At 58.6% G+C, this 11,821-nt stretch carries 10 protein-coding genes and 2 tRNA genes; 8 read left to right on the plus strand and 4 right to left on the minus strand.

Features of this window, described 5'->3' with window-relative positions; translation table 11 throughout:
• Positions 1 to 105: 105 nt before the first annotated feature.
• Positions 106 to 1,560 (plus strand): NAD(P)H-hydrate dehydratase, encoded by a 1,455-nt coding sequence (locus EP166_RS00760; protein ID WP_127554903.1) that lies wholly within the window; start codon positions 106 to 108, stop codon positions 1,558 to 1,560.
• On the opposite strand, the gene EP166_RS00765 is transcribed toward EP166_RS00760, so the two are convergent.
• The gene (locus tag EP166_RS00765; protein WP_127554904.1) at positions 1,517 to 2,911 is read right to left on the minus strand and encodes a hypothetical protein; all 1,395 of its coding nucleotides are present in this window, start codon (positions 2,909 to 2,911) and stop codon (positions 1,517 to 1,519) included. The genes EP166_RS00760 and EP166_RS00765 overlap by 44 nt on opposite strands.
• Positions 2,912 to 3,114: 203 nt before the next feature.
• Here EP166_RS00765 and EP166_RS00770 point away from each other — a divergent pair, with 203 nt between their 5' ends.
• Positions 3,115 to 4,557, plus strand: coding sequence for a hypothetical protein (locus EP166_RS00770; protein WP_127554905.1), 1,443 nt, complete (start codon positions 3,115 to 3,117; stop codon positions 4,555 to 4,557).
• A gap of 320 nt (positions 4,558 to 4,877) precedes the next feature.
• A complete protein-coding gene (gene bamJ, locus EP166_RS00775) occupies positions 4,878 to 5,582 on the plus strand; it encodes a BamJ family beta-barrel-assembly machinery protein (protein WP_127554906.1) in 705 nt (234 codons plus the stop codon).
• Between the two features lie 123 nt (positions 5,583 to 5,705).
• Here the strand turns inward: bamJ and EP166_RS00780 are convergent.
• Positions 5,706 to 5,781, minus strand: a tRNA-Asn gene (locus tag EP166_RS00780).
• A gap of 57 nt (positions 5,782 to 5,838) precedes the next feature.
• Positions 5,839 to 5,914, minus strand: a tRNA-Asn gene (locus tag EP166_RS00785).
• A 206-nt stretch (positions 5,915 to 6,120) separates the two neighbouring features.
• On the opposite strand from EP166_RS00785, the gene EP166_RS00790 reads away from it, so the two are divergent.
• The 3 genes from EP166_RS00790 (at position 6,121) to tusA (ending at position 8,389) form a co-directional block, all read left to right on the plus strand.
• Positions 6,121 to 6,657: an energy transducer TonB gene (locus tag EP166_RS00790; RefSeq protein ID WP_127554907.1), complete on the plus strand. Its 537-nt coding sequence runs from the start codon at positions 6,121 to 6,123 to the stop codon at positions 6,655 to 6,657.
• 218 nt (positions 6,658 to 6,875) lie between these two features.
• The gene (locus EP166_RS00795; protein WP_220432466.1) at positions 6,876 to 7,877 is read left to right on the plus strand and encodes a YheT family hydrolase; all 1,002 of its coding nucleotides are present in this window, start codon (positions 6,876 to 6,878) and stop codon (positions 7,875 to 7,877) included.
• A 269-nt stretch (positions 7,878 to 8,146) separates the two neighbouring features.
• Positions 8,147 to 8,389 carry a sulfurtransferase TusA gene (tusA, locus tag EP166_RS00800; protein ID WP_127554908.1) on the plus strand — a complete coding sequence of 81 codons (243 nt, stop codon included), beginning with the start codon at positions 8,147 to 8,149 and terminating at the stop codon, positions 8,387 to 8,389.
• A gap of 6 nt (positions 8,390 to 8,395) precedes the next feature.
• Here tusA and EP166_RS00805 read toward each other — a convergent pair whose 3' ends face one another.
• Complete coding sequence (locus EP166_RS00805; RefSeq protein WP_127554909.1) at positions 8,396 to 9,811, minus strand: MATE family efflux transporter; 1,416 nt, start codon at positions 9,809 to 9,811, stop codon at positions 8,396 to 8,398.
• Between the two features lie 170 nt (positions 9,812 to 9,981).
• On the opposite strand from EP166_RS00805, the gene EP166_RS00810 reads away from it, so the two are divergent.
• Together EP166_RS00810 and EP166_RS00815 are read left to right on the plus strand one after the other, a co-directional pair.
• Positions 9,982 to 10,584 (plus strand): elongation factor P hydroxylase, encoded by a 603-nt coding sequence (locus tag EP166_RS00810; RefSeq protein ID WP_127554910.1) that lies wholly within the window; start codon positions 9,982 to 9,984, stop codon positions 10,582 to 10,584.
• A gap of 81 nt (positions 10,585 to 10,665) precedes the next feature.
• Complete coding sequence (locus tag EP166_RS00815; RefSeq protein ID WP_127554911.1) at positions 10,666 to 11,556, plus strand: NAD(P)-dependent oxidoreductase; 891 nt, start codon at positions 10,666 to 10,668, stop codon at positions 11,554 to 11,556.
• Positions 11,557 to 11,821: the final 265 nt, after the last annotated feature.

An 11,821-nucleotide genomic window follows, 5' to 3' on the forward strand; every position in this document is an offset into this window, starting at 1 on the left:
TGTCTGACACCAAGAGACCCTCGAAAGCCTCCCTGCGGAGGCTTTTTTGTTTTAGCCTGACTGGGTTAGTCTGTGCAGCAGGCCAATGGATCGAGAAAGCCGACAATGAATCCTGTTTTAGCCGCAGCTGATGTGGCGACCGTTGAAAAAGCCTGGGCATCGGATCAGGGCGGTGACCGGGGTACCTGGCCGTTAATGGAGGCTGCCGGCAAAGCCATTGCGCGTGAACTGGAAGCGCTGGTATCCCAGGGTGTTATCTGGGTGCTGGCAGGCAAGGGTAATAATGGTGGGGACGGCTATGTAGCCGCCTGGCACCTTGATCAGATGGGGTTCGATGTCTGTGTCATAGCGCCCCTGGGGTCCTCGCGACCGGGTTCGGATGCCGAGCGAGCCCGGCAGCGGTGGCTCAGTGTAGGTAGCGAACAGGCGGTTTTGCCAGAGACAGCCCCTGTCGTGGTCGTCGATGCATTGCTGGGGTCAGGTCAGCGAGGAGCTCTTGCAGAGCCGCTGGCCGGCATGGTGGCCGCCGTCAATCAACAGGCCACCTATCGCCTTGCTGTTGATGTCCCTACTGGTTTAAACGCTGATACTGGTGTTACTGAGGGCGTTGTCTTTCAGGCTGATCAAACCCTGAGTTTCATTGCGTTCAAGCCCGGCTTATTGACCGGCGATGGCCCTGGCTGTGTCGGGAGTCTGAGGTTGGAGACGCTCGGCGTCGATGCAACTCGCCGGGCAACGTCGATGGATCTGGCGTTGCATGGGTACCTGGAGGCAGCGCCAGCCTGGCCAGCGCGTCTCGCCAATTACCACAAGGGGCGTTTTGGGCAGGTCAGCGTTGTCGCCGGTTCGCAAGGTATGGGCGGTGCTGGGCTGCTGTCGGCCCGGGCAGCGTTGGCGGCCGGGGCCGGTAAGGTGGTCTGGCATACCACGCCGGAGCATGCGCAGGCGGCGTTGGCAGTGCAGCCTGAACTGATGACGGCAGCGCCGGACGCCAGTGCCGTATCCGACTCAGCCATCCTTGTGTTGGGGCCGGGGTTGGGCCGTGGTTCGCAAGCGCAGGCTTGTTGCAACGCCTTGACTGGGAGGTGCCCATCCGGAGTGCTCGATGCCGATGGTCTGGCCTGGCTGGCGGCACACCCCCGAGCCGTGCCAGGCTGGGTGCTGACACCCCATCCGGGCGAAGCCGGTGCGCTATTGGGGCTCTCTGCCGCAGAGGTGCAGGCGGATCGCTGCGCGGCAGCGCTGACGCTGAGCAAACGCTATCAGGCAGTGGTTGTGCTGAAAGGGGCAGGAAGTGTCATCGCAGAAGCAGGGCAGCTCTGGTTCAGTCACCCGGGTACAGTAGCCATGGCAACCCCGGGCATGGGCGATACCCTGGCCGGGTGGATAGGCGGACTGATGGCCCAGGGCTTTTCACCCCTGCAAGCGGCTCAATCGGCCACCTGGTGGCATGCTGCCCTGGCGCAGTCACTGGCGAGCCAGCAGCGTATTGTGCTGGCGACCGACCTGTTACCCCTTATTCAGGCGGCTCAGCCGACCAGTCCCGCCCGAGATCATTGACGCATTGGTTGCGCAAACGGGCGCGTTGCTCGGTTAGGGTTTCACCTGTGTTGCGTTGTGGATTGTCGTAGTGGTAAACCCGAACCTGGTTCAGTACCGAGGTGCAGGAGCCCAGAAACACACCGCCCTGTTGCGATGCCGGAGAGCAGGGCGCCGGGCTGAACTGCGTTTGGGTGCTGCCGCTGTCACTCGCCTCACAAGCGCCCAGAGAGCCCCCGTCAACGGTGCTGATACAGATATTGCTGGCATTGGCGGTTAATGGTGAGGTGCTGCAGCTGCCCTCGGCGCCAAAGCTGGGCTGGCTGATCACATCATTGGCACTGGCTTGCAGGGCCAGGCCATCGGTTGCCTGGTTGCCTTCGCTGTCGGTCGCCACAACGACCCAAGTGTAGGGGCCGGGGTCTGTCAGCGATGCGGCAAACAGCGCGCCGCTGCCGGTTGTGATGCGTCCGGTGGGGCCCACCAGGGTGTGCTGAAACGACAGCGCACCCTGGAAGTCGGAGCGAGTACCACTGACATCGACTTGCCAGTCAAGCGGCACGGTAAAGGGAGACGAGGGAATGGCCTGATAATCGATGGCGATCGGGTTGTTGCTTGCTGGTACCGGTGGCGGGATCTCGAAAGTGGCGGTAAGTGCATCACCCCCTATGGCAATGAGCGCGGTGTTTTCATCAAACAGCGTCGCGTAGTTGAGCGTGTCGAGTATGTCGCCTTCGTTGTCCAGGGCGTTCAAGCCGGTGGGCGTTGCTTCCAGTTGCACATGGTCGTGGAGGTCATCAAGCCAATCCAGGCCGGGGTCGGCAATATAAGGGTCGGAGAAAGGGTTGCGAGCGGTTTGCCACTCAGGCGCCAGCCAAGTTTGCAGCTGTTGCTGGGCGGCTTGCTGACGGTCCGGTGTAAAACGGCTGATCAGGTCGTTGCGGCACCCGGGGTTGGTGGTGCAAACATCCAGCGTCTGGCCCAGTTGATACCGGCTCCAGCTATCGAGCAGGGCGTCGGTGGTCGGGTTAATATTAACCAGAGCGACGGTCTGCTCCGGTTCGTGGCGGTACAGACTCGTCAGTTCGGTGACGGACTGATCGGCGTTTTCAATCGTTGCCTGTATCAGGGCTGAGCGTTGACGCTCCGATAATAATCGATAGACGCCTTCCTGGTTCGCCCGGCTGCAATCGGTTTCAATACAGACCTCTGCCCAGGCGCCTGGCCGGCCTATCGCCACGGTTCCGGTCAGCCGATACAGTTGGGTGGTGCTTTCAGAGTGGCCCTGGCCATCGTCGCCTGACTGGCTGCAAGCGGACAGCGCCAGGCAAAGCAGGGCGACAGTTAGGATCAGCGTAAGGTGTCGGGGCACAGAAAACTCCGGATCAGGCAGCCACCAGGTGGTCGTTAATACATCGGACGCGCAGCCCGGAACTTGAGGGTCGCTGACCTGAAACCGCTTTTTCGCTAAACTGCGTCGCTTGAGCCTGAGTTTGCGGATGACCGGGTTAAGGCTATGCTGGCAACACCCCGCGTGAACGAACTTGAGCGCGCAATCAAAACAGTGAGAATAATGTGAGTTGGATCATTATACCCAACCAGCCATTGCTGTCAGCGATGGTGTGGGTGGCGATTGCCATGGTGGCGGGCTATGTAGCGCGGGCCTCGGTAATGCGCCTGTTAAACGCTCTGACCGGATCTGTGCGGCTGCTACTGCGTGCCCACGCGAAAGCGCTGGTGGCCGCAGCGGATCAGCTGGACCGCCGTAACCGGGTTGTGTTGTTCGAAATGGGCCAGCAGCGGCTGGAGCGACGGCTGGACCGTGAGTTTCACCAGGTATGGCACCTGATCGACCGGGATCTTGCCCAGTTCCCGCACTGGCAGCGTCAGATCAGTCAGCACATCAGCCAGCTTGAAGAGGATTATCACAAGACGGCTGAGACACCGCCGCCAGCCCCGGATTGGCTGGATTCCATTGCCGCTGTTGTGCGCCTGAAAGAAACGCAGAGTGGCAATCCGGCGTTCTCCGGCGTGCTGAAGGATCTCGAATCGAACCTGAACCGGCAGCATGAGCAGGCGTTGCATGATTATCGAAAGAGCATGAGTCACAGGCATCGGCTGCTGCACAGCATGATGCCGCAGTGGCGTAAGCTCAGTCACGCCATCGAACGGGTGAGGTCGGGCATCCGTGGTTTGCTCGACATGGCACGCGACATTGACCGTCACATGGATCAATATCAGCGCCTGGTGACCGCCGGAGACCAAGCCAGCCGGGGCCTGCAGGTTTCCCTGTTGGTTGAGGGGCTGTTGTCTGCAGTGCTGATGGCGTTATGGGGGGGTGTTGCCTGGCTCAGCTTTGACCTGATGAATGCACCGCTGCAAACCCTGATGGCGCCCGGCGAATCCCTGGTTGGTCTGTCAATGACCGACTGGGCCGGCTTGATGCTGATTGGGGCAAGTGTTGTGCTGGGCTGGGTACTGATGGAGTTGCTGCGCATAACCCGTGTGTTCGACGGTCTTTATGGGCTGGATGCACTGGTCAGGCGCCGTCTGGTCTGGGCATTAACGGCGTTGCTGCTTGTACTGGCCCTCACTCAGGCCGGGCTGGTCTACCTGCACCAACGAGCAGGCTTGCCGGCAACCGAGCTTGAGCGACTGATTCAATACCCGGTCATCGTCTATGAGGCGCCACTGCTGGATCAGGGTCTGGTTCTGGGCGCACGCATGATGCTGGCGTTTGTACTGCCCTTTATCCTGATTTTCTTTGCGGTACCGTTTGAGCGGCTGATGCACAGTTTGCGTATTGTCGTGGTGGTTGCCCTGTCACTGGCATTGCGGCTGTTGGCCTGGGTGTTGCGGTTGACGGCCGGTTGGTTGTGGTACCTGAACCGTGCCGTCCAGGCCGTGTACGATGTCTTTATTGGCTTGCCCTTATGGGCCGCTTCGAGACTCAGACCAAGGTCTGCCAAGGCCGTGGAGCATCAGGAGGCTGCGGCGGAAATTCGTAAGCCGGTGTAGTGGTAGCGCTGCAGTGGGTGTGGTGCTAACAGCCCCCATTTCCGGTCAATTACCGGTAAACGCTGTGGTTTCTGCTCTAGCCCCCAGTTAGACTGGGGTTTGTCTTTCGACGGTGCCTGAGCGGGCACGCCGGGTGCGTCCCGGAGTGTTGGGGCCAGTGTCTTCGGTTGACCGGGTAACAAAAACCCGGATACCAAACACAGGTGTTGATATGAGGCAGGCGTCGAAAGGAACTCTCGGGAAGGGCATGGCCCACCCTGGCAATACATAGTGAGTCGGGTATAACCCGGCGCTCAACACAAGAAAAGGCAGGCATATTAATGCATTTGAAAAAAGGTTTGTTGGCCGGTGCGATCGCGCTGGGTTTTGTGGGGTCGGTTATGGCCGAAGAGCTGAACACCGATGAGCAGAAAGCGTCTTATGGCATTGGCTTTGGCTTTGCATCGAACCTGATGCAACAAACACAGGGGTTGGATCTGGATACCGACGCCTTGGTTGCCGGTATTGAAGCCGCCATGAGCGGCTCTGAAACAGCGCTGAGTCAGACTGAGATCAATGCCGCTATCCAGGCATTGCAGGAAAAGCAGCAAGCCGCCATGGCTGAGCTGCAAGCCGAGCAACAAGGTCAGGTCGCTGAAAACAAAGCCGCTGGCGAAGCCTTTTTGGCCGACAACGCGGAACGTGATGAAGTAACCGTAACCGATTCCGGATTGCAGTACGAAGTCATGTCCTCAACTGACGACGGGGCATCACCAACGGCGGAAGACACGGTTCGTGTGCATTATCACGGCACGCTGATGGACGGCACTGTGTTCGACAGCTCCGTTGATCGTGGCGAGCCCATTGAATTCCCGCTCAGCGGCGTCATCGCAGGCTGGACCGAAGGCGTTCAGCTGATGACCGAAGGCGATAAGTACAAGTTCTACATCCCCGCAGAATTGGCCTATGGCGACAATAGCCCGAGCCCGACCATTCCGGCTGGCTCTGTGCTGATGTTCGAGGTCGAATTACTGGAAGTTATGTAAGTCCGGCGGCCGTTGTCTTCGGGGTAGTTGAAGGCAACGGCTGACAGCCAGAGCGAGGTTTTCCGTTACCACTCGGTCAGGCATAAAAAAAGGCGTACCCCAGGGTACGCCTTTTTTTATATATGGCTCCTCGAGCAGGACTCGAACCTGCGACCAATAGATTAACAGTCTACTGCTCTACCAACTGAGCTATCGAGGAATAAGCTCGAACTGACGTCACACCCTTTTGGGTGGTTTGACGCCAGTGTTAAATTTTTGGCTCCTCGAGCAGGACTCGAACCTGCGACCAATAGATTAACAGTCTACTGCTCTACCAACTGAGCTATCGAGGAGCAACGGCGTTGTATTCTAGTGATTCGGTCTGATGTGTCAACACTAATGCGTTGTTTTTTTTAGGTTTTTTGCAACTGAGCCGGTTATTCAGTGGCCTTCTGGCGGCAACTGAATCGCGCATTTCAGGGTGTCCGGTGTTTGGGTACGAAACTTGCTAATTTGAGACTATCGCTGGATAACCGTCAAAAATTTAACGAGGTACCCCATGGTCACATTGGAAATGGTCGATGCTGGTGTCAAAGTCGCAACCGGCATGCTGGTCAGTGGTCTTTTCTTCTGGTGGTATCTGCGCCGGCATACGTCGCTGGATCAGAAAGTGGTAGAAGACCTTCGCAAACGCCGGGAATTGATGGAGCAGGTTGCCAATAACGTGGGCCGTGTTCACCACGTCTATCAGCAGTACCTCTCACTGGCCACTGAATTTGCCCGCTACGGCCAGCAATGGCCGAGAAGCCGCCGTGATGAGCTCACCCGAGTCGGGCAGGAGCTGGTAACGGTGTTTCATGACCTGACCGAAGCGGAAAGTACATTGCTGCTGCTGGGCGAGAAAAAGCTGGAGCGCGCCTTGCGCATCTACGGGGCCAAGATCGTGAATCTGCGCCGCCAGGTCCACGCCGACAAGCATCAGTTCAGTGGCGAGGAGCTGCACACCCTCGATGAAGTCAAGCGCGAGATTGCCCAGTTGCGAGAAAGCTTTTTTGACGCCCTGAGTACTCGCTATATGCCGCGCCGGGCCGCCTGATGGCCAAAAAGCCCTGCAAGCGTTGTCAGCAAGTCCGCTATTCCGGGTTTGTGATTGTCATCATGTTGTTACTGGCTTACGGGTTGCTGAAAGCCACGACCTGAAGGCCGGTGCACCCCAGGTTTCTGGCCACATTAGCGCCCGCAAGCTCGCACTGCCTGGCCTGTTTCAGTAGAATGCCGCCCTTACTTCGCCAGCCAGGGTCGATATAAATTTCCGTGACTCACAACGATCTTGAATTCCCGCCCTATGTAGCCGGGTGGGGCATGGCCAACGGTCATTTGCAATCCATTGTGCCGTCGGTTTTCCGCCGGGTCTCTGTACCCTACCAGCGCACACGACTGGAGCTGGAGGACGGCGACTTTCTGGATTTGGATGAACTGCCAGCACAATCTGCGGATGCCCCCCTGGTCATCATCAGTCATGGTCTTGAAGGCAACAGCCATCGTGCTTATGTTCAGGGCATGGCGCGCCATTTTCATGACGCGGGCTGGCGCGTCATTGCCTGGAACTTTCGCAGTTGCAGTGGCGAAATGAATCGGTTGCCGCGCTTTTATCACAGCGGGGCTATCTCTGACCTGAAAGCGGTGATTGCCCATGGCATGGCTGGGGGTGCCGACAAGGTTTTTCTGGTCGGTTTCAGTATGGGCGGCAATCAAACAGTACTAACCCTGGCTGAGCCGGATCTGGCTGCAGCAGTGATCGGTGGCGCTGCCTTTAGTGTGCCTCTGGATCTGGAGGCCTGCGCCCATGCCCTGGCGCGCCCAGCCCAGGGCATCTACATGCGCCGTTTTCTGCGCGATCTGAAAGGGAAGATTGCCGATAAAGCCGAACGCTTTCCCGACCAGATCAGCCTGGCAGGCTACGACGAAATTCGAAACTTCAAACAGTTCGACGACCGCTACACCGGCCCATTGCACGGCTATCGAGACGCGGAAGATTACTGGCACCGCTGTTCCAGCGGAAAGGTGCTCGACCGGCTGCGCCGCCCAACCCTGGTGGTCAATGCGCTCGACGATCCGTTTCTGGCCAGCCCCTGTTACCGCCGTCCCAGTAATGCTTCCCCCAATTTACTGCTGGAAACACCGCTGCGCGGCGGCCATGTTGGCTTTATGCGCTGGCGTCTGAATCAGTCACTCTGGTCAGAGTACCGGGCACTGGCGTTTGCCCGGGGTTGTTTGGAAACAGCAAGTTATAAAACCGGCGGCCCGGTTTTATAATCGAGGTCGTTGGTTGCTTGGGCTACGACTGCTAAGGGGTTCGTGCTCGGCACCGGGTAAGCCTCTCTGGGGCCGGCGTGAACCCATCCATGGGGCCTAGACCGCAGCATCCATGCTGCGGACTTCCCCAGACAGGCTTACCCGGTACCCAGCACTTATATTGGTGGTCACATTGTATTCAGTTTTTTTAGAGGCTAATTGACCACCGAACCCAAGTCACAGGGCTAATTCAACCGAGGCCAAGCCACAGTCATAAACCAGGAGCCCCCATGACAGACCCGGAATTTGATCATTTGCTGGATACGCGCGGACTGCGTTGCCCTGAACCGGTGATGATGTTGCATCGTCAGATTCGGAAGATGGCGGTGGATGAGGTGGTGTGTGTGGTTGCCACGGATCCGGCAACCGAGCGCGATATTCCCCAGTTTTGTGAATTTCTGAATCATACCCTGGTCCAGCATTCCAAGCTGGACGATGAATACCGGTACTGGGTGCAGAAGGCCGGGCGCTGAGCGCCCTTAAGCGGTGGCCGGCACGTCCAGATTGGCCAGTGGTTGCCGGCTGAACCAGAACAGGCGTATTACCAGCAGCGTCGCCGCGCTGGTCAGACCGGCAATCAGGCCGATCCAGAAACCGGCGGCGCCCATGGCCGGTACAATCCAGTCGGTGAAGGTCAGAACATAGCCCAGGGGCAGGCAAATGGCCCAGAATGACAGCATCATGATGTACATCGGAATGCGGGTGTCGCGATAACCCCGCAGGGCGCTGATGCAGGTGACCTGCATGACGTCGGCGATCTGGAAGATGGCGGCGTAGGCTAGCAAGAGCCCGGCAACAGCTTGCACCTCCGGATCGCTGGTGTACAGGCGGGCGATCAGGTCTGACCCCAGGAAGAACAGGGTTGCGTAGACGGCGGCGATCGCCATGACCAGAACCAGGGAGCTGCGGGCATTCAGTCGGGCGGCATCTGTCGCTTTGGCGCCAATCAGGAAACTGATGCGCAGGGTCAGAGCCATGCCGAGACTCAACGGCACCATGAACACCAGTGACACAACATTCAACGCGATCTGATGACCAGCCACCACCACCGGTCCGAGCGGCGCCAGGAACAGGGCGATTACCGAGAAGACGCTGGCTTCGATGAAGATGGTAAAGCCAATGGGAACGCCCAGTTTCAGCACGTATTTGATGTCGGCCCAGTGGGGTTTGACCCAGTCGTCGATCAAATGAAAGCGGCTGTAATGCCGGCTGCGGTTCAGGTAGATGATGAAGCCAGTAACGGCGACCCAGTTGGAGATTGCCGTGGCCCAGCCACAGCCGATGCCGCCTAGCTCGGGCATGCCGAGTTTGCCGTAGATCAGAATGTAGTTCAGCGGCAGGTTCATGCCGGTGCCGAGCAGGGAAAAGGCCATAAACGCCTTGGTGTGGCCAAGGCCGTCGGTCAGGCCGCGCAGGGCGGCGAACACCAGAATGGCGGGTATGCCCCAGGCAAAGGCTGATAAATAGCCCTGAGTGATGCGGGCCGTGTTGGTTTCCAGTTGCAGCGCATCCAGAATGGGGCGCACATTAACCAGAAACAGGACAATCAGCACCGCCGCACCGGCGGCGATGTATAGTCCTTGCCAGGTAATGGGCATGATGCGGTTCAGCGAATTACTGCCCCGGTACCCGGAAATGATGGGTTGCAGGGCACTGAGTGCCCCCATGAAAAACAGGAACAGGGGTACCCAGAGGCTGGTGCCAATTGCCACGCCTGAGAGATCTTCAGCACTGGCATGGCCGGCCATGATGGTGTCGATGACTCCATTTGCCATCTGTGCCAGTTGCGCCACCAGAATGGGTCCGCCCAGTAAAGCCAGTGTCTTCCATTCGCTCAGTGTACGACTGACCAGGCTGGCCTGACGGATGGGTTTGGGTTGATGGCTCTGGTCCACTGCGGAATCCTTGACGTGACGTTCGTTGTTTAAGAGGCGCTGTTTTTTAAAGCGCAACAGTATGCGCACTTTTGGGGCGTTTCGCCATGCGGGGTCTAATCGGCAAGGCCTGACTTGCGTAGTGTTTCGCAAACAGTAAACTGCCCGGCGAACGATTCGAAGGCGAACCCATGCAGGCAGATACCCCAAGCACCCAGCCCGGCGCACGCAGTAGCGTTAATGCGCTGCCGGTTGCGCTATGGGAAGCCGGTGTCAAAGAACTGCTCGATTGCCTGAACCCTTGGCTGGCGCGAGACTGGCAAACGCACCTGGTGCCCGGTTCCGGTGAGCCGGTTTACCTGCCGGCAGCCGTAGCCAACGACCTGAATCGTATCGTTTTCGCTCATGGCTACTTCAACAGTGCGTTGCACGAGTTGGCTCACTGGTGCCTGGCTGGTGCCAAGCGCCGCCTGCAGGAAGATTATGGTTACTGGTACTGCCCGGATGGTCGCGATGCCCTGCAGCAGGCGGCCTTTGAGCAGGTTGAAGTAAAACCCCAGGCCATTGAGTGGTGGCTGGCATTGGCGACGGGCCGGTCGTTCCGCACCAGTACCGATAACCTGAACGGCACTCCGACCGACAACCAGCCTTTTCGCCAGGCTGTGCAGCGACAGGCTGCCCGGTATCTGACCGATGGATTGCCCGCTCGGGCACATGAGGCGGTGAAGCAACTGTGTGATCAGTTTCACCAGCCCTGGCCGTCGGCCTGTTGTTTTGTTGAGCTTCCCCGCTAGTCCTACCATTCTATGACTGGACGTGCGCACCAGGCGTCGCTTATGGTCGGATAAATCTGAACGAAGAATGAGGGCGAATAAATGGCTGCAATTAAGCGCGTCAGCTTTTTGGGTCTGGGGGTCATGGGGTTTCCCATGGCCGGGCATCTGCAGCAAGCCGGGTTTGATGTCTGTGTTTACAACCGAACCGCCAGCAAAACGGCACAGTGGGTTGATACCTACGGTGGTCGCCGGGCTGATACGCCCGCTGCAGCCGCCAAAGACGCCGATGCCATTTTAGTCTGCGTGGGAAACGATGACGATGTTCGGTCGGTACTGCTCGGCGACGACGGAGCGCTCGGCCAGACCAGGCCGGGCACGCTGGTCATCGACCATACCACCACCTCGGCGGATTTGGCGCGTGAGCTGGATGCAGCGTGTCGCGGTAAAGGCCTTTGGTTTATCGATGCGCCGGTGTCAGGTGGTCAGGCTGGGGCTGAAAACGGTCAGTTGAGTATTATGTGCGGCGGCGAGTCTGAGGCTTTTGAACGGGCCCAGCCCTTGTTTGATGCCACGGGCAAGCAATCCCGATTGCTGGGACCGGCAGGCAGTGGCCAGCTGTGTAAAATGGTTAACCAGGTGTGTATTGCCGGCATTTTGCAAGGTCTGGCTGAAGGCATTTCGCTTGCCAAAGCGGCCGGGCTAAATATCGAAGACGTGCAGCAGGTATTAGGCGGCGGTGCAGCGCAGAGCTGGCAATTGAACAATCGGGCACTCACCATGGCTGAAGACAAATTCGATTTTGGCTTCGCCATCGACTGGATGCGCAAGGACCTGAACTATGCCCTGGCTGAAGCGGGTCGCCTGGGCCTGGATCTGCCCATTGCGACCGAAGTGAATGGCTACTATCAGCAATTGCAGGATGCGGGCATGAACCGATGCGATACCTCGGTGCTGATTCGCCGGCTTGCGCCGGACTGGTCCTCTAAGTGAGCGGCCCGCCCGTCCGTTGGCCAAGTGTTTCCGCAGAAACGGGTCGGCGGAGCTGAAAAAGTCGAGAGTGCATAAAAAGTGCGCTACAATCGGCACCGCTTGCGCAGCCGCGGGAGTGACACCCTGTCTGAAATCGGTGTCGCGGGCCCAGCCCCTGCCACCGATGCCGTGTATGACAGGCCGATGAAGCCCGTCGCCACGCCCGGGTGGCAAACCCGACTGATGCTGGCAAGTGTGTAAACAACGAGTGAGCCAGTGGCCCTTG

Source organism: Saccharospirillum alexandrii (genome assembly GCF_004000275.1).
Lineage (GTDB): Bacteria > Pseudomonadota > Gammaproteobacteria > Pseudomonadales > Natronospirillaceae > Saccharospirillum > Saccharospirillum alexandrii.